We start from the raw sequence: 26,734 nt of genomic DNA on the forward strand, positions 1-26,734 counted from the left end.
CCTGGAGAATCATGACGACCACATCCGTTCCCGGCGAGCTGCCCGGCAGCGCCATGACCGACGAGACGTACGGCGCTCTGCGCGCCTCGGCCGCCCTGTGGGTCGGGACGTCCGTGCTGATCACCAACCAGTTCGGGCAGGTCCTGGTCCAGCACGTCGACTATCTCGAGACCTGCCTCCTGCCAGGCGGTGCCGTCGACAAGGGCGAGTCCCCCGCTCACGCCGCCGCCCGTGAACTGGGCGAGGAGCTCGGGATCACCGCTGCCCCCAACCAGGGCCTGGCCAAGCCGAATCCGGAACAGGTATCAGTCAGCGCGCTGGACTGCGGTTGGCGATCATCGTGGTACCTGTTGCCCAGCATCGGTCAGGATCAAGGTGATGCGGCCCAGCCACTCGCCGTCCTCCGGATACTCCCAGTTTCCGGCGTCCGCCAGGAGAGCAGGGAGGCTTTCGCGCGGAAGAAAAGGGCCTGGTTGGAAGCCGGCGGTTCCATCGGGAGAGCTCCATCGAACGAGGCGACAAACGCGAATCCATCCCCTGTCGACGAGAGACAACAGGATCGGGGCGAGATCAGAAGCCGGACCGGAGGCAAGTGGATCGGGCAGGTCACCCCAGACTCCGGGCAAGATGTCGACCTCGGTGGCATTGCTCACGAAAGCGCGCTCTGCGGAGGACAACTCGTCCGGGGCGGGGTAAGTCATCCGTGGATCATCTCAGCCCATGACTCGTGCTGTTGGAAGGGCACTACTTCACCGGCCGAGCGCACCGCAGGATCCCCTGGCGCTCCGACCAGGAAGGTCAGCCGGTTGACGGGTCATTCCTTCTCAGGGGCAGCTGCGAGGTGGCAGCGGCAGATGTCGGCAGCCGTGAGATAGGGACGGGTACTACCAAAGGAGATCAGATGAGGATTTCGTCGCGGTCGTCGCCTGCGGTGAGTCGGAGGGCGCCCGGCCACCGGCCGACTTCCTTCCAGCCAACCCGCCCGTAGAAGTCCTCCAGGCCAACCTCGCTGCGAGCGGCGAGGGGCAGTTGTTCCAGGCCCATCTCTTCCTTGGCGACCCTGCGCACTTCATGCATGAGGGCACGGCCGACCCCACGGCCGCGTATGGCGGTGCGGGTCTGAACATGGTGGAGAGTGCCCAGCAGGGCGAGCGTCCGGCGACCCATAGCCCGCTCGACCAAGGGGAGTTGGCGCATCTGTGGATGGCCGCGATCGCGGGCGAGGCTGGCGCTGGACGGGCCGTCCAGGTACTCGGCGCGCGCACCGTCGGTCTTGTCGGCCCTGATGGCCGGACGGCGGCCCTCTGGGCGTGTGTTTGAGCTGTTTGGCGGTGCGTCTCTCGTCTTTTCGTGTGGTGGGCTTGGCGGGTGGGGAGCCGGCGGGGACGGCACCGGTCGACGATCAACGAACTGGTCGATGGGTTCGCAGGTACGCCTGCGACCGCTGCATGAGAGTAGGTCACTGTGATCGACAGGCGGGACGTGCTGCGGGCAAGCGTGTTGGGCACCGTTGGTGGGGCGCTGGGGCTTCAAGCACCGGAGAGTGCGGCTGCGGTAGCTGAGGCAGCAGGGCGAGTTGGCCGTCGGGACTGGGAGCGGTTGGCTGATGCTCTGTCCCCTGGGGCCACCCTCTACCGGCCGGGTGGTTCTGTATACCCGTCGTTGGCCTTGCCGTTCAACCACAGGTACGCCGGAATTCGGCCTGCCGGCATCGTTGTCTGTGCGACTACCGGGGACGTGTGTGCAGCGATCCGCTGGGCTCGCGCGGCGGGGCTGCCCGCCGTACCGCGCTCCGGGCTGGGACACAACTACGCCGGGTATTCGACCACCACGGGCCTGCTGCTGAATATGGCCCGCATGAGGAGCATCGTCTCCACCCCGATGCCGGGCGGTGCCCGCCCTCGGGTCTACGGGCCGATGAAGGTCGTGCACGACGCCGGTACCGTCACCGTAGGGGCCGGGGTCACCAATGGCGACCTGCATCCGTTGTTGGAGGACCACGGCATGTTCGTGCCGACCGGTCGTTGCCCCAGCGTCGGGGTCGCGGGGCTGGTGCTGGGCGGCGGTATCGGCTTCAGCGACAAGATGTTCGGCCTGACCTGCGACCGGCTCGTTGCCACGACCGTCGTGCTCGCCGACGGACGCGCGGTCAAGGCCAGCAAGGACTCGCACCCCGACCTGTTCTGGGCCTGCCGCGGCGGAGCCGGCAACAACTTCGGTGTCAACACCTCGTTCACCTTCCGGTACGAGCAGTTCGAGGGCACCGTGGGGTTCTACCAGCTCCGCTGGAGTCTGGACTCCGTACTGCCGGTGATCGCCGCCGCGCAGCACATCGCCCAGGACACCGTGAACGACAGGCGGTTCCATCTGCGTCTGGGTATCGGGACCAACGGGATGACCAGGACACAGATCCATGCGAACGCCAACGTCAACGCAATCGGCCAGTACTACGGCACTGTCCAGGAACTGCGTGCCATCCTCGCCCCGCTACTCGAGATCGGCACGGCTGAGGAACGCGCCCGCAACAGCGCGTCCGTCCGTCAGGTCACCCCCGGTGAGGCGAGCGTACTGCTGAGCGCCACCACACCAATCGAACGCTTCGCCACCAAATCGGCGATCCTGAACTCCCGCACACTCCTGACCGATCAGCAGGTCAGCGCGGCAGCCAAGCACCTGCTGGACTGGCCTGGCAGCGGCAACGAGGACGGAGCCGGGTTCGCAATGTTCGCCCTCGGCGGTGAGATCAACCGGGTACCACCGAACGCGACCGCGTTCGTACACCGAAACGACCTCTTCGTCTTCGCCGCCGAGACCACGTGGGCAGACTCCGACCTCCCCGGCGTCGCCGAAGCCAATCTCCACTGGCTCAAGCAGTTCTACGACGACATCTTCCCGGACAAGTCACCCGAACAGGCGTACCAAAACTTTCCCGACCCGACACTGAAGAACTGGCGGCAGGCCTACTACGGCACGAACTACCCTCGCCTGGTCCGCGTGAAGCGGAAGTATGACCCAACCGGCTTCTTCCACTATCCGCAAGCGGTCGGCACGCATTGAGCCGAAATGGCTAGGTTTCCTATCGGATGGGGTTTTGACTTCCTCCCCGGGCTGAAGCCTGGGGATTCCCCTAGGGGGTTCGACCGGTCGCCCGGCTTACGGGTTCCTGCTTCACGGACCGGCTGGTGCCAAGGTCTCCACACGCTGAGACCGAACGTCCTGCGGCCTTGATGTTCTTCGCGGCGTTCACGTCGGCATGGTCGCGGTATCCGCAGCCTGCGGCTTTGCACCGGAAGCTTGGCTCTCACGGTTTCCTTCCGCAACAAAGCCGCGGGCGGAGCACCGCTGCGACGTGTACGCGGGGTTGACTTTCACCACGCGCGTGCCCGTGTACCGGGCGGCGTTGGCCAGGGCGAGTTCGAGGCGGTGCCACCCCTTGTCCAGGATGGCCCGGTTGAGCCCGGCCTTGTGACGGACGTTCCGGCCGGGCTCGGCCACGGTGCCGGACGCGCCGGCGGACATGTTCTTGATCCGCAGGTCTTCGAGGACCACCAGGGCGTTCTTCGCGACGATCCGGGCATTCCCATGCATGCAGAAGTCCCCACGCCTCGCCGACTCCACCGACCAACAGGTCGAGCTCGGCCGCGAAGAAAGCCGAGGTGGACTCGAGGATCACGTTGGCCCGGCGCAGCTCGGCGTTCTCGGCCCGCAGCCGCTTGATCTCCGCGGCCTCCTCCGAGGTCACCCCGGGACGCTGGCCGGCGTCGACTTCAGCCTTGCGGACCCACGTCCGCACCGTCTCGGCGGAACCGATGCCCAGCCTCACGGCAACCGCCTTCATCGCGCCCCACTCCGTTGGGCAGTTGGGGCGGACCTCCGCGACCATGCGCACCGCACGCTCACGAAGCTCGGCAGGGTAAGGGGACGGACGGGCCATGACTCGATCCTCTCAGGGAATCGAGCCTCCATCAGACCCGGAGCGCTTCACTTACCAGGGCCGTCCAGACCCGCCCTGGACCGACTCCCGCTCGCTGTGCTCCGCGCGCCGCCGGTGATCGAGCTCGTCGTAGCGGGCACGCATTGCCCCGCTGGCGGCCGGGCCGGCAGTGAACACATACGAGTCGCTGTCGTCCAGGCGCTTGCCGGTGCGCGCGTCGACCACGACCGGTTCGGCCTCCTCGCCGGTGGCGGCGTCGACCAGGATCATGGCGCGGTCCTGCGGAGCGAGTTCCTGGTTGCCCCACGCGGCGAGGGCGACGATCACTGGTCGCAGCGACCGGCCGCGCTCGGTCAGTACGTACTCGTGGCGCACCGGGTTGGTCTGATACGGCTGCCGCTCCAGCAGACCGTCGGCCACCAGGGCCTTCAGCCGGGTGGTGAGCATGCTGGTCGAGATGCCCAGGCTCTGCTGGAACTGGTCGAAGCGCGCATAGCCGTCGAAGGCGTCATGCATGATCAGCAGCGTCCACCACTCGCCGACGTGCTGCACCGTCGTCGACAGCGGACACTCCCGGTCTTCCAGTCGAATCCGGCTCGCCATGACACCTCCCAAGTCACTTCGATTATAGAAGCCAGCGGCCGACACCTTAGCAGCCGCGATGCGGTCGGCGCGAAATGCCACCCCGATCGTTACTGCTAGATTGAAAGTGAGTCGCTTTCGTTTTGGAAGCCACTCGGGCGTCCAGGCCTACAGGGTCGGCTGCCCGTCACTCTGCGATTGGAGAAGCCAATGCCTGAAACACTCGGACTCATCGGCAGTGGAGCGATCGGCTCGACCGTGGCCCGGCTGGCCGTCACCGCGGGAATCGATGTCGTCCTGAGCAACTCGCGCGGGCCCGAGAGCCTCGCCGACCTCGTGGCGGAGCTGGGCCCGCGGGCCGGCGCCGCCACCCCCGAGCAGGCCGCCCGCGCCGGCGACCTGGTCGTAGTGACGATCCCGCTGATCGCCTACGACCGGCTGCCCGCGGATGCACTCGCGGGCAAGACCGTGCTGGACACCATGAACTACTACCCCCAGGAGCAATGCTCATGACTTGTGGATCGGTTCTCGGGGCGGCACGTGAAGGGCGTACCTTCCCGAGGGATCGACTGATGGTCATCGAGTAGGCCCGCGTTCGCAGCGCGGGTCGGGAAGGCACGCCCGTGCTCAGCGTAGTCAACGAACACGGCTCCACCGCTACCGGCTCCCTGATCGACGAGATCGTCCGGGAGGGTGCGAGGCGGATGCTCGCCGCCGCTCTGGAAGCCGAAGTAGATCAATACATAGCCGAGTTGGCGGCTGAGCGGGACGAGCGGGGCCGCCGCCTGGTCGTGCGCAACGGCCACCACCACCCCCGCACCGTGACGACAGCGGCCGGCCCGGTCGAGGTGCGGGCGCCGCGGGTCAACGACCGCCGCGTCGACGAGGCGACCGGTGAACGGCAGCGGTTCTCGTCGAAGATCCTGCCGCCGTGGTGCCGGAAGTCCCCGAAGATCAGCGAGGTTCTCCCGCTGCTCTATCTGCACGGGCTGTCCGGCGGCGACTTCGTGCCCGCGCTCGAGCAGTTCCTCGGCTCCGCGGCCGGCCTGTCGTCGGCGACGGTGAACCGGCTCACGAAACAGTGGCAGGACGACCACGCCGTCTTCCAGCGCCGCGACCTGTCCGAGACGGACTACGCCTACGTGTGGGCCGACGGCGTCCACCCCAAGGTCCGTCTCGGACAGGCCCACTCCTGCGTCCTGGTCCTGATGGGCGTGCGGCTGGACGGCACCAAGGAGCTGATCGCCCTGGCGGAAGGGCTGCGCAGGAGGAACGCAGTTCGGGTTCCTCACCCACGAGATCCCGCTGGATGTAGGCGTCCACCCACGGCGACCAGTGGTCGGCGAAGGCGGGATGCCGCTGCCAGAACGCACGGTAGGCGTCCCGGTCCGGGAACGTCATCGACAGCCGCCGCATGGCCGGGCCGATCACCGCACTGATCAGCTCGTCGGGATCGAGGCCGACGGGAACGGGGAAACCCACGCCCCCGTCCACCAGCAGAAGGGCCGTCAGCAGGTGCGGGTGGCGCACCGCGGTCAGGGCAGCGGTGAAGGCTCCCATGGAGTGACCGCTCAGCACCACCCGCCCCACGCCCAGTGCGTCCACCACAGCGGCCATGTCGTCGGCGTGGGCCGCGATGCCGTACGGCCCGGACAGGTGCCCGCTGCGGCCCCGGCCGCGCAGGTCGGGCGCCACCAGGGTGACCCGGCCGGCCAGGTGGTGGGCGACGCGCGCCCAGCTCAGCCCGTTGGCCGTGATGCCGTGGAGCGCCAGTACCACCGGCGCGTCCGGGGCGTCGGCCGGCCAGCGCGACACGGCCAGCTGCCCACCGGCCACCGGGACGCGAAGCTCCTCGCGCGCAGGAGCGGCCGCGTCCTGACGGGCCGTCGCGCCGTTCCGCGGAGTGCGACTCATGACGGGAGGACCTCCTCACGGCCCGCGGTGGCGCGGGACGTACGGGCGGCGCGCAGCCGCGCCGGAAGCCGCGCCACGCCGCCGGGAAGCAGGTATATCACCGCGACGAACAGCGCGCCGAGCAGGAACAGCGGCTGCGAGAGCGGCACACGGACCACGGAGGGCAGACCGGCGACCGCGCCCGAGCCGGCCAGGTCGCCGAGCCTGTGGTCGGCCCACGTGTAGAGAATGCCGCCGACCATGGGGCCCCACCGGGTGCCGGAACCACCCAGCACCACCATCACCAGCAGGGACAGGGTGAAGTCGGAGGTGGTCGTCTGCGGGGTTGCACCGCCCGTCAGCAGCAGATACACGATGCCGCCGAGCGCGGCAAGGGTGCCGGCCAGGACGAAGGCGGCCAGCTTGAAACCGTACGGGCGCAGCCCCAGCACTTCCACCCGGCGCTCGTTCCCCTTGATGCCCTCCCAGACCCTGCCGAGGGGCGAGCGAACCGCCCACTGCACGACGGCCAGCACCACCACGAGGTAGGCCAGGGCGATCCAGTACAGGTTGGCGGTGTGCTCGATGCCGACCAGCGGGGCGGGCAGCTTGTCCACGGGCGCGGCCCTGCCCTCCTCGCCGCCGGTGACGCCTCCGGGATCGCGCTGCACGAGGATCGACGCGGCCTGCGCGAAGGCCAGGGTCACCATGGAGAACCCGATGCCACTGACGCGGAGGCTGACCGCGCCCAGCAGGGCGGACAACGCCACCCCCGAGAGCAGGCCGAGCAGCGCGGACACGGCGAGCGGCAGGCCCGCCTCCAGCATCACGGTGTTGGTGACGTAGGTGCCCGCGGCGAAGTAGAGCGCGTGTCCGAAGGACAGCAGCCCCGTGCGGCCGAGCAGCAGGTCGTAGCCGGTGGCCAGGCCCCCGAAGAGCAGGCACAGGGCGAGCAGTTGCAGGTTGCCGGGGCCGCCGATCGGGCCGTCCAGCAGACCCGGCAGCGGCAGCGCGCTGAAGGGCACGGTGAGGAGCACCACCAGCAGGAGGGCAGGCCACCAGCGGCTGGCGCGCCGCAGTCTCTCGGACCGGGTGGTGACGGGGTGGTCCGCCGTGCGGGCGCGGCCGCGCGGCTGGGTGGCGCTGGTCATGCGAGCCTCCCGGTGAGCCCACGCGGCCGGACGAGCAGCAGGGCGGCGAGCAGGACGACGACGGCGAGGTCGCCGAGCCCGGCGGTGGTGTAGTAGTTGGCGAACTGCTGGACGAGGCCCACGGCCACCGAGGCCAGCGCGGCGCCGGTGAGCGAGCCCATGCCGCCCGTCACGACGACCACGAAGGCGAAGATGAGCAGGGAGGTGCCCTGTTCGGGGTCCACGGAGCCGAAGTAGAGGCCGCCGAGGGCGCCGCCGAGGGCCGCTGCCGCGCCGCCGATGGCGAAGACCAGGGTGAACGCCTTGCGCACGTCGATGCCGAGCGCGGTGACCATCGCCCGGTCCTCCACCCCCGCGCGGACGACCAATCCGTGCCGGGTGCGGCCGAAGAACAGCTTGAGCGCGGTCAGCACCACCAGGGCGGCGCCGATCAGAACCAGGCGGTTGAGCGGCACTTCGGCGCCCAGCAGGCCGAAGGTGCCGGACAGTGCCTCAGGCCCGGGGAAGGGCCGGGCGTCGGACCCCCAGATCGCGGACAGCAGGGCGGGGACGGCCAGGCCCACGCCCACCGTCGCGAGGATCTGCTCGCGGGGGCGGGTGTAGAGCGGGCGAATCACGGCGAGTTCAAGCAGTACGGCGGCTACGGTACCCACCGCGGTGCCGAAGACGACGGCCAGGGCGAACCCGGCCCCTCCGGGTCCGGCACCGGGCAGGTGGCCGGAGGCGGCCCACCAGGTGCCGTAGGCGCCCACGGACAGCAGGGCGCCGTGGGCGAAGTTGAGCACGTCCATCAGCCCGAAGATCAGCGACAGGCCGGACGCCACCAGGAAGTACAAAGCTCCCAGGCCGAGCCCGGTGAAGGCGAGCAGTACGACGGTGGACATCAGGCGTCTGCCTCCGCGGGCCTGGCGGCGGGGCGCGCCGCGGTGCGAACGGACGGGTCGGCGGGCGCCGTTCCGGTGCTGCCGTGGCCGGCGCTGCCGACGCCGAGCAGTCGGCGGGCCGCCTCGGCGTCGGCGAGCAGGTCGGCGGCGGGGCCCCGGTGCGCGGTGCGGCCGTCGGCGAGGACGACGCAGTGGCGGGCGAGGCGGCGCACCACGGCGAGGTTCTGCTCCACGAGCAGCACCGGCACCGCCTCGGCGGCGCGCTCCAGCACCTGGGCGACTTCGGTGACCACCTTGGGCGCCAGGCCCTTGGTGGGTTCGTCGGCGATGATCAGCCGGTTCCCGTTGAGCAGGGTCCTGGCGATGGCGACCATCTGCTGCTGACCGCCGGACAGGGTGCCGGCGGCCTGCCGTGCGCGTCGTCTCAGTTCCGGAAAGAGCTCGTACACAAGGTCGTAGGCCGGTTCACCGGCGCCTGGCCGCTCGGACAGGCGCAGGTTCTCGGCCACGCTGAGGGCGGCGAAGACGCCGCGGTCCTCGGGGGCGTAGCCGATCCCCCGGCGCACCAGGACGTGGGTGGCCAGGCGCACCGTCTCCTCGTCGGCCAGCAGCACGCTGCCGGTGCGCGGAACGAGGCCGAGGATGCCGCGTACGGTGGTCGTCTTGCCGGCTCCGTTGCGGCCCAGCAGGGCGGTGGTGCCGGAGGAGGCCACCTCCAGGTCGACGCCGTGCAGGATGTGCCTGCCCCCGATCACGACGCGCAGGTCACGCACGGTCAGCAGGGCGGCCGGGGCGGGGGTCACAGTTCCTCCCCGAGGTAGGCCTGCTGCACGGTGGGGTCCGCCATCACGGCCTGCGGCGTGTCCAGCGCCAGCAGGGTGCCGTGGTGCATCACGGCCAGCCGGTCGGCCAGGCCCAGCAGCACGTCCATGTGGTGCTCGACCATGAGCACGGTGCGTCCCTCCTCCTTGTGCAGCGACCGGATGAGTTCGGTCAGTGCGGGCACCTCCTCGGCGCTCACGCCCGCCATCGGCTCGTCCAGCAGCATCAGCCGGGGCTCGCCGACGAGTAGGACGGCGAGCTCCAGCTTTCGCTTCTCACCGTGGGAGAGGGAGCCGGCGCAGGCGTCGGCGCGGTGCGCGAGCTGGGTGCGCGCCAGCACCCGGTCGACCTGCTCGGGGTAGGTGTCGGCACGGCGCCAGACCCGGTAGGAGCCGCCGTCGGCGGCCTGGGCCGCGAGCCGCACATGGTCGGCGACCGTCATGCCGTGCCACAGGCTGGACGTCTGGAAGGTGCGGCCGAGGCCGCGCCGGGCCCGTGCGTGGGCGGCCTGCGTGGTGACGTCGCGGCCGTCGAGTTCGATCGTGCCCCGGGAGACCGGGTTGAGCCCGCTGACCAGGTTGAACAGGGAGGTCTTACCTGCGCCGTTGGGGCCGATGAAGGCCAGGAACTCGCCTTCGTGGACGTCGAAGGAGACGGAGTCGACGATGGTCGCACCGCCGATCGTCCAGCCGACGTCACGTAGCCGGAGGACAGGCTCCCGGAAGGTGCGGGCCTCCCCGGCGTCCGGAGGCCCCGAGGCGCCCGCGGACGTCGTGTTCGAGGAAGTCATTTTCTCAGCCCGCCGTCTTCGTGGCCGGTGGCGCGACCGCTGTCATCGGGATGCTGTCGATCAGCTCGGGCCGGGCGGTGCTGCCGCCGCCGTTGAGCCGGGCCGTGAACATCGGCTGCAGCAGGGCGTGGTCCGCCGCGCGGATCTGCTCCTTGCCCTTGGGCCCGTCGAAGCTCCAGCCTTCCAGGGCCGTGACCATGGCGGAGGTGTCGGTGGCGCTGCCGGACTCGATCGCGTGCACGACCATCTGGGCGGCGGTGAAGCCGTCGGTGCTGAACAGGTCGGGGGTGCCCCCTGCCTTGGTGATGCCGTCGAGCATGGCCTTCTCCACCGGGTTGCCGCCCCCGGCGCCCGGGAAGTAGTGGGCGAGGAAGGAGACCTTGGCACCTGCCGCGCCGAAGATCGGGTACGAGGCGGTGCCCGCGAGGCCGGTGACGACCTTGCCGGCGTCCAGTACGCCCTGCTGGTCCAGTGCGGTCCACAGGGCGGGTGCGGTGGCGCCGGCCCAGGCGACGAACACCAGATCCGGCTTGCCGGCTCTGGTCTGGCGGGCGAAGGGCGTGAGGTCGGTGGCGCTCGGCGGGGCCAGCACGGAGCCGACGTGCGCGCCGTTCTTGCCGAGGACCGCCTTCACCGCGGCCACGTTCGCCTGTCCGAACGCGGAGTTCTGGGCGAGCACGGTGACCTTCTTGCCCTTGGCGTCGCCGAGCAGGGTTCCGGCGGCGAGGATGTCCTGGTACGACTGCCGGCCCGAGCGGAAGGTGTAGGTGTTGACGCCGGTGACCGCGTCGGTGGCGGCGGGACCGCTGACGTACAGCACCTTGTTCTGCGCGGCCAGCGGCGCCATCTGCAGTGCCACACCGGAGTCGGTGGTGCCGACGAGGATCTTGTGGCCCTTGCCGACGAGGGTCTTGGCCGCGGCGACGGCCTTCGCCGGGTCGCCCGCGTCGTCCTGTTCGGTGACCTCGATCGGGTGGCCGCCGGCCTTGTTCGTGCCGTGCGTGGCGTAGGCCAGGCCTGCCTTGAAGCCCTCCTCGTACTGCTTGCCGTAGGCGGCCAGGAGTCCGCTGCGGGAGTAGACCAGCCCCACCTTCACAGGGGCGGACTTGTCGTTGGAGCCGGCGGACTCGGTACCTGCGGTGCCCGCCGAGGAGCAGCCCGCGATCAGGGCGCCGACGGCGAGCAGGGTGAGCGCGCGAACGGATCTGTTTCTGAAGGTGTCCGTGAGGCTGGAACGCATGACGATCGGCTCCTGACAGTGTGTCGTGGTTGCCCGAACCCTAGGAGCGCCGTACGACGGGCGGCATGTTGTCAAGCACCGCTCTTTGGGGCCGAGTCATGGCACCGGCGCACATAGTCTGTGACCGCCGGTCCAGGCAAAGCGGCATCCCGGAACCGGATCGTGTACGGGCTTCTGCCGTCGGCCAAGACGGTGGCGCCTCCCACGCCGTGGCCGACAGGATCGTGGCATGCAGCGAGTCTTCGTTCTCGTGCACAGTCCGTCCGTGGGTCCCTCGACCTGGCACCCGGTGGCCGAACATCTGACAGCGATGGGACATCAGGTTCGCGTGCCGTCCCTGCTGGACGTCGGCGTCAGCGGTCCGCCCTTCTGGCCCCGCACGGTCGGTGCCGTCCTCGACGGCATTCGGCAGGTCCCGCCCGGCAGTCCCGTCGTGCTGGTGGCGCACAGCAACGCGGTGTTGTTCCTGGCTGCGATCCGCTCGGGCCTGGACCATCCGGTGACCGGTTCCATCTTCGTCGACGCCGCGCCGTCGGCCCGCGTCGGGCAAACCCCCGTTGCCCCAACCGAGTTGCTGGAGTTCCTCCGTCCGATGGCGGTAGACAGCCGGCTGCCGCGCTGGACCGACTGGTGGGACGAAGCAGACGTCGCAGTCGTGTTCCCCGACCCGGAGATGCGGCGGACAGTCGTCGAGGAGCAGCCCACCCTGCCGCTGTCCTACTACAAGCAGCACATCCCGGTCCCTGACGGCTGGGACGACCATCCCTGCGCGTACTTGCTGTTCGGCCCTCCGTACGCCGAACTCGCCACCGAGGCACGCGAACGCGGCTGGCGTGTGGTCCACCTGCCCGGCGCGCACCCCCATCAGCTCGTCGACCCCGCGGGCACGGCCCGGCATCTGATCGAACTCGGCGGCTACGACGTGATTCCGCGGGGTTCTGGGGTTCTGGGAGACAAGCGTCGACCGGGTCCACCATCGCGTGATCCACCGGAGGGACACGGTCGACGCCGCCTGGGGCCACGTCCTGTTGTGGCCCTGAATCAGGGGCGCCGCGCGACGTCCGCATGGCCGTGGTGCCCAACGGGTATCTCAGCCGACGGATCCGGGCGGGTGGCGAAGGACGGCCGACTGCAAGGGGGAGGGAAACCATGGGACATGGCGCGCTCTTCCTCCTGTTCGACAAGTACAACCGCCGGGCGCGACTGCGACCCGTCCTCATCACGCTGCGTCCGGTCGCGCTGCCCATCGCCGCGAGCGCCCCGGCCCTGCCCCGGACGCAGTGGCTGTGGTCCCTGGTCCTGCTGAGCGGACTGCCCCTGTTCGCCGACCAGTTGGGGCGCAGCAGGGGCAAGCGCATCGAGCGGCGGCTCTTCCTGTCCTGGGCAGGGAAACCCAGCATGCAGGTGCTGCGCTGGCGCGGCCCCCACCGGCCGGCAGCAACTCGGCTTCCTGCACACCCGCGTTCAGGAGATCACCGGCCCTTCGCTGCGACTGCCGACCGAAGAGGAGGGGGCGGCGGACTCGTGGAAGGCCGACCAGATCTACGACGCCGCAGGACTGGCCCTGCGCGTCCGGGCCCGCGGACTGCCGGGGGCCGAACTGGTCCACGAGCAGAACTGCGAATACGGGTTCCGGCGCAATATGCTCGGGTTGCGCCCGTACGCCCTGCCCGTCGCCCTGGCAGGGCTGCTGGCCGCGCTGGCCTGGATGTTCACCGCCCCCGGATTCCCGGGACGGCCGAGCACCCCGCTGCTGGCCGCACTCCTGGTGGTGGAGTTCCTCCTGGTGGCCTTCCCAGGCGCTGCTGGTACGGGCACGCTGGGTGGAGTCGGCGGCCTGGGCGTACACCGAACGACTGCTGGAGACGGCGGCCCTGTCCGGCCCCCAGGCACTGTCCACGGGCCCCGCGACACCGTCATGAGCCTTCCGCCCCGGGACGCGGTCGAGACCTGGCGGACGGCCCTGCGTCCCCTGGAGCGCTCGGCCGCGGCACGCCACCGCGAACTGTCGTCCGCCCAGAGCGCGTCACCGTACGCGGGCCGGCGAGGCCGCCCGTGACCGTCCGGCGCGGCACTCGGACCCGTCCGGTCCGGCGACTGCTCGCGTCCCTAGGCGCCCGTCTGCGCGAACGCCGGCTTGAGTGGATGTTCGGGCGGTTCGAGGCAGCCGGCTCCAGGGCGGCGGCCCAACGCCTCGTCGAACGCCACCCGGTGCTCACGACGACCGCCGCCGACCGGCTGATCGGTGAACTCGCCGACGCCGCCGACCGGATCGGCGCGCACGATCTCGCCGCCTCCCACCGGTACCACCAGGTCCTGCTGCGCCGCTGCCGGGCCATCGGCACGGTGGCAGCCTTCCGCGAACTGACGGCCGACGAGACCGATGCCGCCCTGGTCGACCTCGCCAACCGCCCGGTCGACGCCCTGCGCCGCCACGAGGCCAGCGGAAAGGCCGCGGACCTGGACGCCGCGCTGCGCGACGCGGAGGAGGCCGCGCGAGCCGTCGCCGTCCACGACCGGGCCGTCTCCCCCACCGCAGCGAGAGCGCCGGAGCGCGTCGCGGCCCTGAACAACCTCGCCGCAGCGCTGCGGCTGCGAGCCGAACTGGAGGACGACAAGGAGGCGTTGAGGCGGGCGGTCGAGACCTGCGCGTGAATGGTGGTGTGCTTGGCGCGTGTCCGCTCGGCGAACCGGTTACCTGTCGGCCAGGGCGATGACGGAGCCGGTTGCGCCTGTTCCTGTGATTCTTCCGGCGGCACCGGGGAGGGGCGCAGACAGCCGCGATGCCGGTAGACGCAATTCTCGGCGGCTTCCCCCAGGTTGTGCCAAAGGTGCCACCGATCGGCCACCTGGAGGGCTTGCGGGGCACCGCGGGTGGCCCCTTCGGCACAGAAGGTGGCGCGGTCGCAGCAGATGATCTTGAGATCAGTCTACGCAACGGCCCGCAAAGACCCTCGTGACGATCGCCACAGCAGTGCTCGGCGCTCCGGCCACCAGGCCGGACAACGACACAGGACGGGGCAGGGTCATCGGCGGCGCCGGGCGTACAGAGCGGCGGTGAAGTCGTCCAGGGCCGCAAGGTTGTGGGCGCTGACGACGGCGTCGCAGTAGGGCAGTGCCGCGGCCATGCCGGCCGCGAGCGGACGGTAGCGCGGGCTTGCCGTGCGCGGGTTGACCCATATGACGCGGTAGGCGACCCGGGACAGCCGCGCCATGTGGGTGGCGAGGTCGGCGGGCGCGCCGGTGTCCCAGCCGTCGGAGATGATGGTGACCACGGCGCCGTGCGCCATGCCGCGCCGGCCGAACCGCTGGTTGAACTCCGCCAGGCAGTCCGCTATCCGGGTGCCCCCGGACCAGTCGGGGGCCGCCCGTCCGGCCCGTGCCAGGGCGTCGTCCGGCCCGCCCCGCCGGAGGACGGGCGTGAGGCGTGTGAGCCGGGTGGCGAAGGTGAAGACCTCGGCGCGCGTGGCGCGGGCGGCACAGTAGAGCAGTTGCAGCATCGCGCGGGCATAGGGCTCCATCGATCCGGAGATGTCGCAGAGCACGATGAGGTCGCGGGGGCGAGCGCGGGGCGCGAAGCGGCGTAGCCACAGCGGGTATCCGCCGGTGCGCCGGCTGTCGGAAAGGGTACGGCGCACGTCGACGCGCGCACCGTGGTGTGCGGTGCGGCGTCGGCGGGACGGCCGGGTCGGGGTGCGCAACACGAGGGTGCGCATCACCTCGGAGAGCTGCGCCAGTTCCTCTGCGGTCAGGTCCGCGAAGTCGCGGCCCGCGAGACGATCGAGCGGACTGGCGGCGAGGGGTACGGGAGCCTCCCGCGGCTGTGCGTCGGCATCCCGGCCTCGTCCGTCCGCGGTGTACTTCCGGGTGGCGAGGAGGCGGCCAGGAACGGTGTTCGGGAGCGATCGGGGCGGGTCGCCGGGTTGCCCGCGCTGTTCTCCGCGGTCGGCCGGGCCGCCGAAGACCTTGCGGAAGACCTCGTCGAACAGCTTGATCTGCTCGGGGTCGGACACCAGGGTGGCGAGCGCGCAGTGCCGCAGTTCGCGCTTCGTCGAGGGTGCCAGCAGGGTGAGCGCCCGAGCGAAGCTGCGGGTACGGTCGGGGCCCACTGCGATCCCCGCCTCGTGCAGGGCGGCGGTGAACGAGACGGCCAGTTCAGGCAGATCAGGCATCGGAGCGGGCTTCCGCGTCGACCAGTTCCGCCAGTCCGGTCCGGCGCACGGCCTCCAGGTCCTCGGCGTACTTGAGTACGGCCCCGAGGGTGCGGTCGGCGGCGTCGGCGTCGAGAACGGAGAGGCCCAGCGTGTGCAGCGCGCCCGCCCAGTCGATCGCCTCGGCGATGCCGGGCGGCTTGGTGAGTTCCTGGCGGGCACGCAGGCGTGCCACCCCGCGCGCCACGCGCTCGGCCAGCCACTCGGCCGACTCCGGTACCCGTCTGCGGATGATCTCGGCGACTCGTGCGGTGTCCGGGTATTCGATCCAGTGGTAGAGGCAGCGGCGTTTGAGCGCGTCGTGCAGATCCCGGGTGCGGTTGGAGGTCAGTACGGCCACCGGCGGCACCGCGGCCGTCCGGGTGCCGAGTTCGGGGATGGTGACCGCGGCGTCCGCGAGCAGTTCCAGCAGGAACGCCTCGAACTCGTCGTCGGCGCGGTCCACCTCGTCGATGAGCAGCACCGCCGGCCGCGGTCCCGGGTGGCAGATCGCGGCGAGCAGCGGCCGTGGCAGCAGGTAGTCCTCGGTGAACAGGTCGGCGTCCCGCAGGGGCTCTCCGCGGGACTCCGCCAGTCGGATGGCCAGTAGTTGCCGGGGGTAGTTCCACTCGTAGAGTGCCTCGGCCGAGGAGAGTCCCTCGTAGCACTGCAGCCGGATCAGTGGGGTGTCGAGCACGGCGGCGAGCGCGCGGGCCGCCTCGGTCTTGCCGACGCCGGGCTCGCCCTCCAGCAGGATCGGCTGCCGCATGCGCACGGCCAGCAGCAGCGCCGTGGCCAGGGCGTCGTCGGCCAGGTAGCCGACTGTGTCGAGCCGCGAGCGCAGGGCGGGGACATCGGGTACGGGGTCGAGGTCAGGCATGCGCGTAACGGGAGGGGTCGTCGGCGAAGGCGTGCCGGCACCCCGGCCCGCAGAAGAACACCCTGTTGCCGGCCCGGTCCAGTGAGAGGGTGTCGGGCGTGATCGCCACGGTCATGCCGCACACCGGATCCACGTCCTCGGCCACGCTCTGCGGCGCGGCGGTGTCGGCTCCGGGGCGCACGACTCGCGCCGCCTTCGGCCGCAGCGCGATGATCTCGGCGTACACCGACAGCGCTATCTCCCCCGGGGTCCGCGCGCCGATGTCCAGACCGGCCGGCGTGTGGACACGCGCGCGTTGTTCCTCGGTGAAGTCCAGCCCGGCGAGCACCGCGGCGCCGCGCTTCGGACTGGCCACCAGGCCGATGTACGGGATCCCGGCGCGTGCGGCCTCGATGAGTACGGTCTCCTCCTCGCGGCCGTGTGTGGCGATGACGACGACGTCCAGATCGGGCGGCAGCGGCTCCCCGGGCGAGGCCGGCCGGGCGTCGAGGCCGACCACGTGACCGACGTCGAGCAGGGCGCGGGCGATGGGGGCGTGTCCGTAGACGTACGCCAGCGCCGGGGGGAGGTTGGCCTCCAGGAAGATGTCGAGCGTTCCGCCGGACAGGCAGGGATTGGCCACCGTGACCAGGCCTTCGGCAGGCTCCTGCGCGCCTTCGGTGCCGGTGTCCGCGCCGGGCGTGATCCTCAGCAGCAGCGACTCGCCGGTCGCCAGCACGCGCAGGCCCTGCAGTTGTACCGTCGTCTCGGCGCAGCTGCCGCCCACGAAGCCCTCGACGGTGCCGTCGGGCAGCACCAGCGCGCTGTCGCCGGGCTTGGCGCTCGTGGGCCGCTCCGCGTGGACGACGGTGGCCAGGACGAACGGCGTACGGCCTTGCCGGAGCACATCCGCGCGGGTCAGCAGTTCGGTGTTCGTCATCGTGGGTGCCTCAGGTGATCGCCATGTCGGTGCGCAGCGGCCGGCCCTGCGCGGCCCGCCACACCACGGCCGGCGTCAGCGGCATGTCGACATGGCGTATGCCAAGCGGCTTCAGGGCGTCGACCACGGCGTTGACCACGGCGGCGGGCGACCCCACCGTGGCGGACTCGCCGACGCCCTTGGCGCCGATGGGGTGGTGCGGGGAGGGGGTGACGGTCTCGCCGAGTTCCCAGGACGGGCACTCGACCGAGGTGGGCAGGAGATAGTCCATGAACGACCCGCCGAGGCAGTTGCCCTCCTCGTCGAAGGCGATCACCTGCATGAGCGCCATGCCCAGGCCGTCGGCGAGTCCGCCGTGCACCTGCCCCTCGACGATCGTGGGGTTGATCCGGTTGCCGCAGTCGTCCACGGCGATGAACCGGCGGATCTTCACCTGGCCGGTGTCGACGTCCACGTCGGCGACGCAGATGTACGCGCCGAAGGGGAAGGTGAGGTTCGGCGGGTTGTAGACGCAGGTCGCGTCCAGGTGGCCCTCGACGCCCTCGGGCAGCTCCAGGTTGGAGTGTGCGGCGAGCGCGATCTCGGCCATGGTCCGTCCCTGGTCGGGGTCGCCCGTGACGTACCAGCGGCCCTTCTCCCATTCCAGGTCGTCCGGGCTCACTTCGAGCATCGCGGAGGCGACGATCTTCGCGCGTTCGCGTACCTTGCGGGCGACCATCGCGGCCGCCGCTCCGGACACCGGCGTCGAGCGGGAGCCGTAGGTGCCGAGCCCGAACGGGGTCTGGTCGGTGTCGCCGTGCACCACCTCGACGTCCTCGGGCGGGATGCCCAGTTCCTCGGCGACGATCTGCGCGAACGTCGTCTCGTGGCCCTGCCCCTGGGTCTGTACGGAGATCCGCAGGACGGCCTTGCCGGTCGGGTGGACCCGCAGCTCGGCACCGTCGGCCATGCCCAGTCCGAGGATGTCCATGTGCCTGCGCGGACCCGCGCCGACGGCCTCGGTGAAGAAGCTGACTCCGATCCCCATGAGCTCGCCACGCTCGCGCTTCTCGGCCTGCTCTCGGCGCAGGTCCTCGTAGTGCGCGATGTCCATGGCCAGCCGCAGGGCGCGAGGGTAGTCGCCGGAGTCGTACTCCCACCCGGTCTGCGTCCTGTACGGGAACTGCCCGGGCCGCAGCAGGTTGCGCATCCGCAGCTCGGCCGGGTCCGTGCCGAGCTTGTCCGCGAGCACGTCGACCATCCGCTCGACCAGGTACACGGCCTCGGTGACGCGGAACGAGCACGCGTAGGCGACACCGCCGGGTGCCTTGTCGGTGTAGACGCCGGTCACGGTACAGTGCGCGGCGGCCAGGTCGTACGAGCCGGTGAAGACGCCGAAGAAGCCGGCCGGGAACTGCGTCGGCTGTGCGGTGGCGTTGAACGCGCCGTGGTCGGCGATGACACGGACGCGTAGGCCCAGGATCTTCCCGTCCTTCGTCGCCGCGATCTCGCCGTGCATGTGGTAGTCGCGGGCGAAGGAGGTGCTCATGAGGTTCTCCGAGCGGTCCTCCACCCACTTCACCGGCTTGCCGGTGACGATCGAGCCGACGACCGCGCACACGTAGCCGGGGTAGATGCCGACCTTGTTGCCGAAGCCGCCCCCGATGTCCGGGGAGATGATCCGGATCTTGTGCTCCGGGATGCCGGCCACCATCGCGTAGATCGTGCGGTGGGCGTGCGGGGCCTGGGTGGTGGACCACACCGTCAGCTTGCCGGTGATGGCGTCCATGTCCGCCACGGTGCCACAGGTCTCCAGCGGCGCCGGGTGCACCCGCGGGTAGAGCATGTCCTGCTCGACCACGACGTCGGCGGCCGCGAAGACCTCGTCGGTTCGCTCCTTGTCACCCGCCGACCAGTCGAAGATGTGGTTGTCAGTCTGGTGTTCCTTGTCGTCGCGGATCACCGGCGCGTCCGGCTCGAGCGCTCGTCGGGCATCGACGACCGGCGGCAACGGGTCGTACTCCACGTCGATCAACTCGAGGGCGTCCCGGGCTGCGTAGCGGTCCTCGGCGACGACGAAGGCGACCTCCTGACCCTGGAAGCGCACCTTGTCGGTGGCGAGCACCGCCTGCGTGTCGTACGAGAGCGTGGGCATCCAGGCCAGCCCGAGACCGGCCAGGGTCTCCCCGGTGATCACGGCCTTGACCTTCGGGTGCGCCTCGGCTGCGCTGGTGTCCACGGACACGATCCGGGCGTGGGCCAGCGGGCTGCGCAGGATCGCGCCGTGCAGCATTCCAGGCAGCAGTACGTCGTCGACGTAGGTTCCGTGGCCGCGGACGAACCGGGCGTCCTCCTTGCGGGCCATGCGCCCGAAGCCGACCGGCCGTTCCTCGGTGGTCGTCATGCCCGCACCTCCTCGCGGCCGGGCGCCGACTCGGTGCCCGCGTCGGCGGTCCTCTGCCCGCCGCCGTGCTCGGCGGCCCAGCGGATGGAGCGCACGATGTTCTCGTAACCGGTGCAGCGGCACATCTGTCCGGAGATGGCCTCGCGGATGTCCTCCTCGGACGGATCCGCGTTGTGGTCGAGCAGCCAGCGGGCGGTCATCATCATCCCCGGTGTGCAGAAGCCGCACTGCAGCCCGTGGCAGGCGATGAATCCCTGTTGCACCGGGTCGAGTTCGGTCCCGTGCGCCAGTCCCTCGACGGTCCGCACCTCATGGCCGTCGGCCATCACCGCGAGCACGGTGCAGGACTTGACCGGCGTCCCGTCCAGCCAGACGGCGCACACCCCGCAGTTGGAGGTGTCACAGCCCCAGTGGGTGCCGGTGAGTCCGAGTTCGTCGCGCAGGAAGTGCACGAGCAACAACCTGGGCTCCACGTCCCTCGTGTGCTGCTCGCCGTTCACGGTCACGGTGATCCGCATGTCACGCCTCCTGCCCCTGGGCGCGTGCGGCGGCGACGCGCAGCGCCCGCGTGGTGAGCTCCCCGGCCAGATGCCGCTTGTAGTCGACCGGGCCGCGCTGGTCGGCCGTCGGCCTGCACTCCTGCGCGGCGATCCGGCCCGCCTCCGCGAAGCCCTCGTCGTCCGGCCGTCCGCCGCGCAGGAAGTCCTCGGCCTGCTCGGACACGAACCGTGGGGCGCCCACCGCGGTCAGCCCGATCCCGGCCTCGGTGATGACACCGTCGGAGATCTCCAGCACCGCTCCCGCGGCGACGACCGCCCAGTCGCCGACCCGGCGCTCGACCTTGCGGTAGGCGCTGGCGTGCGAACGGATGGGCACGCGGATCTCCACCAGAAGCTCCGCTTCGTTCAGCGCGGTCTCGTACGGCCCGAGGAAGAACTCCCTGATCCCGATGGTGCGCCTGCCGCGGGGGCCCTGGGCGACGAGGGTCGCCCGCAGTGCCGAGAACGCCGCGGACAGGTCCTCCGACGGATCGGCCTGGCACAGTGAGCCGCCCACGGTGCCGCGGTTGCGTACGAGCGGATCTGCGATGACCCGTTCCGCGTCCCGCAGGATGGGGAAGTGCTCACCGACGACCGGCGAGGCGAGCAGCTCCGCGTGGCGGACCATCGCTCCGACGGCCAGGTCGTGCCCGTCCACCCGAATCAGCGCCAGCTCGCCGAGGCCGTTGATGTCGATCAGGGCTTCGGGCTGAGCCAGCCGCAGCTTCATCATCGGCAGCAGGCTGTGTCCGCCCGCCACCACCCGGGCCTCGGGGCCGTAGCGTGTGAGCAGCTCGATCGCGTGCTCAACGCTGGTGGCCGTCTCGTACTGGAAGGCAGCTGGAACCTGCATCGGGCCCTCCTGAAACGCTGTGCTCTTCAGGCTGCGCTCTTCCACACCGGACACGCAATGGGTCGATAAGCATTCACTTATCCGTCCAAATGCAGGAAAATCAGGTAGTGACCGTCACACAGCTCAGCACCTTCGTGCTGGTCGCCCGGCTCGGCTCGGTCGGCGCCGCGGCGCGAGCCCTGGGGGTGAGCGAGTCCGCCGTATCGCAGGCGCTGACCGCGCTGCGCACCCACTACAGCGATCCGCTCATCCGGCGCACCGGCGGCGGTGGGATGCGTCTGACGCCCGCGGGCGCGCGGCTGCTGCCGATCGCGTCGCAGATGGTCGCGCTGAGCGCGGATGCCGAGGCGGCGGTACGGGCGGCACGGGGTGCGCCCGACGAGCTTCGGGTAGTCGCCACGAGCACGCTGGCCGAGTTCGTGCTCCCCTCACTCGTGGAGGCTTTCGCCGACCGCTCAGGGCACAGGGCCGAGACCTCCTTCGGGGTGGCCGCCGGCCACGAGATACGTGTGCTGGTCGAGAACCGGCTGGCCGACGTCGCGCTCGGGCCGTATCTCGGCGCCGACCATGGGGGCGAACTGGTCAGCGAGCCACTGTTCCGCACCCAGCTGGTCGTGGTGATCGGCGCCAGGTCGCCGCGGCCGCCAGGTCCGCCGCCGCAGTGGTCGTGGCTCGTCGATTCCTCCGGGACCGATCCGGACGCGGACTCCGGGCGACTGCTGCGTCGGCTCAAAGTGGCCGAAGGACACGTGTGGGTGTTCCCCAACCAGGCCGCGACCTGGGCGGCTGCCGCCGAGGGCGCGGGGGTGGCACCGGCGTTGGCCCATCTGGTGTCGCCCCGCATCCGGCGTGACGAGCTGCGCGTACTGGAGACCCCGGCCACGCCATCGGACGCCACATGGCACGCCACCGTCCTGCAGGCCGAGCATCGTTCCCCGGCCACCGACGCGTTCCTGCACTTCCTGCACACGCCCGCAGCGACCCGCATCATGCGCGCGCCCGGCGCGGGCGTCCCGCCCTCCCGCTTCCGGCCTCCGGTGTACGTCACGCTCTGGGGCGCGTAAGAGAGCAGGTTGTCCAGCGGAGCAAGCTCACCCGCGGAATCGCACCTGCTGTGTTCAGCGTGTGCGCGTGCCTGTCGGAGAACGCCTGCCCGACGGCCTCAAGACGCGCTACGTTCCTTTGGGCTTCGCCGGCACGCACAGCCACGCCAGGCCTGCGGCGGCCAGGTAGGCGAGGGCACCAATGGCCATGCTGGTGCGCAGCCCGGTGTTGTAGTGGGTGGCCGTGGCGAGCAGGCTGCCGCCGAGCGCCACGCCGGTCGCGCTGCCGACCTGGCGAGTCGTGTTGAACAGGGCGGAGGCGGCCCCTGCATACGCCGGGGGCGCGGCGCCCATCACGGTCGCGGTTGAACCGGTGAGGGCGAAGGAGGTACCGAACCCCGCGGCCATCATCGGGGCCACCAGCACCGGGTAGGCGGGGTCGGCTCCCGATGAGGCCCAGCCGGCCAGGCCCAGAGCAGCCACGAGCATGCCGGAGATCACCAGCGGACGATCGCCGGTGAGGCGGGTCAGCCGCCCGGACAGGACGGAGGCGAACATGGTCATCGCCACCGCCGGGAACAGGGCCAGTCCGGTGCCGAGGGCGCTGAAGCCGCGCTGGTGCTGGAAATCCAGGCTGGCAGTGAACACCATGCCGTAGAAGCCGAAGTTGAACAGCAGGCCGATGACGGCTCCGCCGATCATCGTACGAGACCGCAGCAGGCTTGGCGGAAGGGCAGGAGACCGGGCCAGCCGCTCACGCACCGCGAACGCCGCGGCGGCCAGCCCGGCCAGGCCCACCCCGGCGAGAACAGCCGGAGCGGACCACCCCCGCCGTCCGGCCTCGTTGAGCGCCGCGGTCAGCAGCGCCACCGCCGCCACGACCGCGCACTGCGCCGGCCAGTCCAGGCGTCGCGCGGCGTGCCGGGGCGAGCGCGCCACATGCCGCAGCGTCAGCACCAGGCAGGCCGTCCCGACGGGCAGGTTGATGAGGAACACCCAGCGCCAACCCACCGTGGAGGCGAGCAGCCCGCCCAGCAGCGGCCCGGTGGAGGCCGCGATGCCCGCCATCGAACCCCACAGCCCGAAGGCGCGCGAGCGTGCGGCCGGCGCAGGGTAGGCCTGCTGGAGCAGGGCCAGGGACCCTGGCACGATCAGCGCCGCGCCGAGCCCCTCCACCAGCCGCGCCACCACCAGGAAGGGGGCGTTCGGCGCCAGCGCGCACGCGGCCGAGGACAGGGTGAACACCGCCACGCCCGAGCAGAAGACGCGGCGGTTGCCCAGCCGGTCGCCCAGCGCGCCACCGGTCAGCAGGAGGCCGGCGAAGACCAGGGTGTACCCATCGGTGATCCACTGGATGCCGGTGAGCGAGGCCGACAGTTCCCGGCCGATCACCGGAACGGCGACGTTGATCACCGTCACATCCAGGATCACCATGAAATACCCGGTGCACACCGCCAGCAGCGGTGCCCAGGACCGTGGCCGGGACTTCGGGGCCGACTCGGGGGAGGGCATGGACTGACCGCCACCGGCCGACTCCGCGAACGTCACGGCCCCAACTCCATCCTGCCCGCGGAGATCTTGTATCAAAAATCACAATAAGGGAAATATGCGTCGGCTTGAAGGAGCCCGGCGGTCGCCGCCACGGTGCCGGGCGGGCGTCCACGCCGCTTTTCAGGAGCGCGACCCGTCGGATCGCGACTACGTCCACGTGTGGGCTGACGGCACCCTCCCGAAGGTGAGGCGCGGCCGAGCGCACTCGCGCCTGCCGGTCCTACCCGGGGTGCCACTGGACGGCACCGGGGGCGGTGAGGGATAACCCTCGAATCGACGCTTGCCGAGTGACATGAACCGATCAAAGCTGCCACTCTTCCTCCAGCCACGACCGGACCGTCGCGGTGTGACGGTTCCCCACGCACCGTTCAGCTCGTTCCGGACAGCACGTCCCGTCTGCCCGGTCTCTCAACGGCCGCAGGACTCGCGGCCGCAGCAGGAGGAGTACGAGTGAGACACAATCCCCGTCGGGCGATGGCGGCAGGCGCCCTGGTGACGTCCACCGCCCTGCTCGTCCTCGGCACTCAGGCCGTCCCCGCGACCGCCAAACCCGCCCCCCACGACGGTTCCCTGCGAACGGGCGCGCTGCAGGCGAAGCTCACCGGCGCCCAGCGCACCGCGCTGGTCAAGAGCGCGGAGGACAACTCGGCGCAGACGGCGCGCTCCCTCGGCCTGGGCTCGAAGGAGAAGCTGGTCGTCAAGGACGTCGTCAAGGACAACGACGGTACGCTGCACACCCGCTATGAGCGCACCTACGACGGTCTGCCCGTCCTCGGCGGCGACCTGGTCGTGCACACCCCGCCGGCCTCCGAGGCGTCCGGCACGGTGAGCACCACCTTCAACAACAAGCGCTCCCTCAAGGTGTCCACCACCACCGCGGCGATCACCAAGTCGGCCGCCGAGGCCAAGGCGCTGAAGACGGCCAGGGCCCTCGACGCCGAGAAGCCCGCTACGGACAGCGCCCGCAAGGTGATCTGGGCCGGCGACGGTACCCCGAAGCTCGCCTGGGAGACGGTGGTCAGCGGTTTCCAGGACGACGGCACGCCCAGCAAGCTGCATGTCATCACCGACGCGACCACCGGCGCCGAGCTGAACCGCTTCGAGTCCGTCATGACCGGCACCGGCAACACCCAGTACAGCGGCACGGTGACGCTGAACACTACGCTGTCCGGCTCGACGTACCAGCTGTACGACACCACCCGCGGCGGCCACAAGACGTACACCCTCAACGGCGGCACCTCGGGCACCGGCACCCTGATGACCAGCTCCGACGACGTCTGGGGCAACGGATCCGGGTCCAACACGGCGACCGCGGCAGCGGACGCCGCCTACGGCGCCCAGACGACGTGGGACTTCTACAAGGACACCTTCGGCCGCAACGGCATCAAGAACAACGGTGTCGCGGCCTACTCCCGGGTCCACTACAGCAGCAACTACGTCAACGCCTTCTGGGACGACAGCTGCTTCTGCATGACCTACGGCGACGGCTCCGGGAACACGCACGCGCTGACCTCGCTGGACGTCGCCGGCCACGAGATGAGCCACGGCGTCACCGCCAACACCGCCAAGCTGAACTACTCGGGTGAGTCCGGCGGCCTGAACGAGGCCACCTCCGACATCTTCGGCACCGGCGTGGAGTTCTACGCCAACAACCCCTCGGACCCCGGTGACTACCTCATCGGCGAGAAGATCAACATCAACGGCAACGGCACCCCGCTGCGCTACATGGACAAGCCCAGCAAGGACGGCGCCTCCGCCGACTACTGGTCCTCCACCGTGGGCAGCAAGGACGTGCACTACTCGTCCGGTCCGGCGAACCACATGTTCTACCTGCTGGCCGAGGGCAGCGGTGCCAAGACCATCAACGGCGTCAGCTACGACAGCCCGACCTCGGACGGCGTCGCCGTCACGGGCATCGGCCAGGCTGCGGCCTTGCAGATCTGGTACAAGGCGCTGACCACGTACATGACGTCCAGCACCAACTACGCCGGTGCCCGCACCGCCGCCCTGAATGCTGCCGCGGCGCTGTACGGCACCAACTCCACCCAGTACGCCGGTGTGGGCAACGCGTTCGCCGGGATCAACGTCGGCAGCCACATCACGCCGCCGTCCTCGGGCGTGACCATCACCAACCCCGGTGACCAGTCCGCCACCGTGGGCAAGGCGGTGAGCCTGCAGATCTCGGCTTCCACCACCAACGGCGGAGCGCTCACCTACAGCGCGACGGGTCTGCCGGCCGGTCTGTCGATCGACAGCTCGACCGGTGTCATCTCCGGCACCCCGACCACGGCGACCACATACAGCACCAAGGTGACGGCGACCGACAGCAAGGGTTCGTCCGACTCGGCCTCCTTCACCTGGACGGTCAGCACCTCCGGCGGCGGCTCGTGCACCTCGGCCCAGCTGCTGGGCAACCCGGGCTTCGAGTCGGGCAACACCGTCTGGACCACGACCAGCGGCGTGATCGACAACAACCAGAACCAGCCGGCGCGCAGCGGTTCGTGGAAGGCCTGGCTCGCCGGGTACGGGACCACGCACACCGACACGCTGTCCCAGTCGGTGACGATCCCGGCCGGCTGCAAGGCGACCTTCAGCTTCTATCTGCACATCGACACCGCGGAGTCCACCACCGGCTCCGCGTACGACAAGCTGACGGTGACTGCCGGGTCGACCACGCTGGCGACGTATTCGAACCTCAACGCCGCCCCCGGTTACCAGCTGAGGTCCTTCGACCTGTCCTCGTTCGCGGGCTCCACGGTCACCCTGAAGTTCACGGGTGCGGAGGACTCCATCCTTTACACGAGCTTCGTCGTCGATGACACCGCCCTGACGGTCAGCTGACCTGTGTTCCATCCGTGGGGGCCGTCCGCCGGGACGGCCCCCACGGCACGTTTGCCGGTCCTTCTCATACGCCCCGCGGCCCGTCGCCCCGTAGACGGTGGGCATCACCAGGCTCAGCGTCAGCCCCCACACGATGAGGACGACCCCGATCGCCTCCGGCAGCAGCCACCGTCCTGCTCCGCTGTGACAGCGGTGTCAAGCCACGGGAGAGTGGTCCACGGGACCCGCGCACCACGGCC

21 protein-coding genes and 6 pseudogenes are annotated in these 26,734 nt (G+C 70.4%); 10 read left to right on the forward strand and 17 right to left on the reverse strand.

The window, feature by feature from the left end:
• Nucleotides 1-11: 11 nt before the first annotated feature.
• Nucleotides 12-875, forward strand: a complete 864-nt coding sequence (locus tag OIE49_RS01110) for an NUDIX domain-containing protein (RefSeq protein WP_326800637.1) — start codon at nt 12-14, stop codon at nt 873-875.
• Nucleotides 876-897: 22 nt separating this feature from the next.
• On the opposite strand, the pseudogene OIE49_RS01115 reads toward OIE49_RS01110, so the two are convergent.
• Nucleotides 898-1,149, reverse strand: a pseudogene (locus OIE49_RS01115) (GNAT family N-acetyltransferase); the annotation flags it as partial.
• A 519-nt stretch (nt 1,150-1,668) separates the two neighbouring features.
• On the opposite strand from OIE49_RS01115, the gene OIE49_RS01120 reads away from it, so the two are divergent.
• Complete coding sequence (locus tag OIE49_RS01120; RefSeq protein WP_326800638.1) at nt 1,669-3,057, forward strand: FAD-binding oxidoreductase; 1,389 nt, start codon at nt 1,669-1,671, stop codon at nt 3,055-3,057.
• Between the two features lie 186 nt (nt 3,058-3,243).
• Here OIE49_RS01120 and OIE49_RS01125 read toward each other — a convergent pair whose 3' ends face one another.
• The 3 genes and pseudogenes from OIE49_RS01125 to OIE49_RS01135 all read right to left on the reverse strand — a co-directional run bounded on the left by OIE49_RS01125 (nt 3,244) and on the right by OIE49_RS01135 (nt 4,537).
• Nucleotides 3,244-3,588 (reverse strand): zinc ribbon domain-containing protein, encoded by a 345-nt coding sequence (locus tag OIE49_RS01125; protein ID WP_326800639.1) that lies wholly within the window; start codon nt 3,586-3,588, stop codon nt 3,244-3,246.
• Nucleotides 3,589-3,626: 38 nt separating this feature from the next.
• A pseudogene (locus OIE49_RS01130) lies at nt 3,627-3,934 on the reverse strand (transposase); the annotation flags it as partial.
• 51 nt (nt 3,935-3,985) lie between these two features.
• Nucleotides 3,986-4,537 (reverse strand): winged helix-turn-helix transcriptional regulator, encoded by a 552-nt coding sequence (locus OIE49_RS01135; protein ID WP_326800640.1) that lies wholly within the window; start codon nt 4,535-4,537, stop codon nt 3,986-3,988.
• A gap of 189 nt (nt 4,538-4,726) precedes the next feature.
• On the opposite strand from OIE49_RS01135, the pseudogene OIE49_RS01140 reads away from it, so the two are divergent.
• Together OIE49_RS01140 and OIE49_RS01145 are read left to right on the forward strand one after the other, a co-directional pair.
• Nucleotides 4,727-5,014 (forward strand): annotated as a pseudogene (locus OIE49_RS01140) (NADPH-dependent F420 reductase); the annotation flags it as partial.
• A gap of 125 nt (nt 5,015-5,139) precedes the next feature.
• Nucleotides 5,140-5,781 (forward strand): annotated as a pseudogene (locus OIE49_RS01145) (transposase); the annotation flags it as partial.
• On the opposite strand, the pseudogene OIE49_RS01150 reads toward OIE49_RS01145, so the two are convergent.
• From OIE49_RS01150 to OIE49_RS01175, 6 genes and pseudogenes are all read right to left on the reverse strand, one after another.
• A pseudogene (locus OIE49_RS01150) lies at nt 5,780-6,430 on the reverse strand (alpha/beta fold hydrolase); the annotation flags it as partial. The pseudogenes OIE49_RS01145 and OIE49_RS01150 overlap by 2 nt on opposite strands.
• Nucleotides 6,427-7,560 carry a branched-chain amino acid ABC transporter permease gene (locus tag OIE49_RS01155; RefSeq protein ID WP_326800641.1) on the reverse strand — a complete coding sequence of 378 codons (1,134 nt, stop codon included), beginning with the start codon at nt 7,558-7,560 and terminating at the stop codon, nt 6,427-6,429. The pseudogene OIE49_RS01150 and the gene OIE49_RS01155, both read right to left, overlap by 4 nt.
• The gene (locus OIE49_RS01160; RefSeq protein WP_326800642.1) at nt 7,557-8,444 is read right to left on the reverse strand and encodes a branched-chain amino acid ABC transporter permease; all 888 of its coding nucleotides are present in this window, start codon (nt 8,442-8,444) and stop codon (nt 7,557-7,559) included. Before OIE49_RS01160 ends, OIE49_RS01155 begins: the two co-directional genes overlap by 4 nt.
• Nucleotides 8,444-9,247 carry an ABC transporter ATP-binding protein gene (locus OIE49_RS01165; RefSeq protein ID WP_326800643.1) on the reverse strand — a complete coding sequence of 268 codons (804 nt, stop codon included), beginning with the start codon at nt 9,245-9,247 and terminating at the stop codon, nt 8,444-8,446. The genes OIE49_RS01160 and OIE49_RS01165 overlap by 1 nt, the downstream gene beginning before the upstream one ends.
• Nucleotides 9,244-10,056, reverse strand: a complete 813-nt coding sequence (locus tag OIE49_RS01170; protein ID WP_326800644.1) for an ABC transporter ATP-binding protein — start codon at nt 10,054-10,056, stop codon at nt 9,244-9,246. The genes OIE49_RS01165 and OIE49_RS01170 overlap by 4 nt, the downstream gene beginning before the upstream one ends.
• Before the next feature lie 4 nt (nt 10,057-10,060).
• Nucleotides 10,061-11,296, reverse strand: a complete 1,236-nt coding sequence (locus OIE49_RS01175; RefSeq protein ID WP_326800645.1) for a substrate-binding domain-containing protein — start codon at nt 11,294-11,296, stop codon at nt 10,061-10,063.
• Nucleotides 11,297-11,525: 229 nt separating this feature from the next.
• Between OIE49_RS01175 and OIE49_RS01180 the strand changes: the two genes are divergently transcribed.
• From OIE49_RS01180 to OIE49_RS01190, 3 genes are all read left to right on the forward strand, one after another.
• Entirely contained in the window at nt 11,526-12,602 is a 1,077-nt protein-coding gene (locus OIE49_RS01180; RefSeq protein WP_326800646.1) for an alpha/beta hydrolase, read from the forward strand.
• A gap of 336 nt (nt 12,603-12,938) precedes the next feature.
• Nucleotides 12,939-13,355, forward strand: a complete 417-nt coding sequence (locus OIE49_RS01185) for a hypothetical protein (RefSeq protein ID WP_326800647.1) — start codon at nt 12,939-12,941, stop codon at nt 13,353-13,355.
• A gap of 86 nt (nt 13,356-13,441) precedes the next feature.
• The gene (locus OIE49_RS01190) at nt 13,442-13,951 is read left to right on the forward strand and encodes a hypothetical protein (protein ID WP_326800648.1); all 510 of its coding nucleotides are present in this window, start codon (nt 13,442-13,444) and stop codon (nt 13,949-13,951) included.
• Nucleotides 13,952-14,322: 371 nt separating this feature from the next.
• Here the strand turns inward: OIE49_RS01190 and OIE49_RS01195 are convergent, their stop codons facing one another.
• The 6 genes from OIE49_RS01195 to OIE49_RS01220 are packed head-to-tail and all read right to left on the reverse strand — an operon-like array spanning nt 14,323 to nt 21,060.
• Nucleotides 14,323-15,468, reverse strand: coding sequence for a vWA domain-containing protein (locus OIE49_RS01195; protein WP_326800649.1), 1,146 nt, complete (start codon nt 15,466-15,468; stop codon nt 14,323-14,325).
• Nucleotides 15,461-16,366, reverse strand: a complete 906-nt coding sequence (locus OIE49_RS01200; RefSeq protein ID WP_326800650.1) for an AAA family ATPase — start codon at nt 16,364-16,366, stop codon at nt 15,461-15,463. The genes OIE49_RS01195 and OIE49_RS01200 overlap by 8 nt, the downstream gene beginning before the upstream one ends.
• Nucleotides 16,359-17,285 carry an XdhC family protein gene (locus tag OIE49_RS01205; protein WP_326800651.1) on the reverse strand — a complete coding sequence of 309 codons (927 nt, stop codon included), beginning with the start codon at nt 17,283-17,285 and terminating at the stop codon, nt 16,359-16,361. Before OIE49_RS01205 ends, OIE49_RS01200 begins: the two co-directional genes overlap by 8 nt.
• Before the next feature lie 10 nt (nt 17,286-17,295).
• Complete coding sequence (locus tag OIE49_RS01210; RefSeq protein WP_326800652.1) at nt 17,296-19,668, reverse strand: aerobic carbon-monoxide dehydrogenase large subunit; 2,373 nt, start codon at nt 19,666-19,668, stop codon at nt 17,296-17,298.
• Complete coding sequence (locus tag OIE49_RS01215) at nt 19,665-20,186, reverse strand: (2Fe-2S)-binding protein (RefSeq protein ID WP_326800653.1); 522 nt, start codon at nt 20,184-20,186, stop codon at nt 19,665-19,667. Before OIE49_RS01215 ends, OIE49_RS01210 begins: the two co-directional genes overlap by 4 nt.
• 1 nt (nt 20,187) lies before the next feature.
• Nucleotides 20,188-21,060 (reverse strand): FAD binding domain-containing protein, encoded by an 873-nt coding sequence (locus tag OIE49_RS01220; protein ID WP_326800654.1) that lies wholly within the window; start codon nt 21,058-21,060, stop codon nt 20,188-20,190.
• 107 nt (nt 21,061-21,167) lie between these two features.
• On the opposite strand from OIE49_RS01220, the gene OIE49_RS01225 reads away from it, so the two are divergent.
• Nucleotides 21,168-22,124, forward strand: a complete 957-nt coding sequence (locus tag OIE49_RS01225; RefSeq protein WP_326800655.1) for a LysR family transcriptional regulator — start codon at nt 21,168-21,170, stop codon at nt 22,122-22,124.
• A gap of 108 nt (nt 22,125-22,232) precedes the next feature.
• Here the strand turns inward: OIE49_RS01225 and OIE49_RS01230 are convergent, their stop codons facing one another.
• The gene (locus tag OIE49_RS01230; protein ID WP_326806102.1) at nt 22,233-23,615 is read right to left on the reverse strand and encodes an MFS transporter; all 1,383 of its coding nucleotides are present in this window, start codon (nt 23,613-23,615) and stop codon (nt 22,233-22,235) included.
• 148 nt (nt 23,616-23,763) lie between these two features.
• Between OIE49_RS01230 and OIE49_RS37005 the strand changes: the two are divergent.
• Both OIE49_RS37005 and OIE49_RS01235 read left to right on the forward strand, forming a co-directional pair.
• A pseudogene (locus OIE49_RS37005) lies at nt 23,764-23,901 on the forward strand (IS256 family transposase); the annotation flags it as partial.
• A 227-nt stretch (nt 23,902-24,128) separates the two neighbouring features.
• A complete protein-coding gene (locus tag OIE49_RS01235; protein ID WP_326806103.1) occupies nt 24,129-26,495 on the forward strand; it encodes a M4 family metallopeptidase in 2,367 nt (788 codons plus the stop codon).
• Nucleotides 26,496-26,734: the final 239 nt, after the last annotated feature.

Origin of the sequence: Streptomyces sp. NBC_01788 (assembly GCF_035917575.1) — a bacterium.
Lineage (GTDB): Bacteria > Actinomycetota > Actinomycetes > Streptomycetales > Streptomycetaceae > Streptomyces.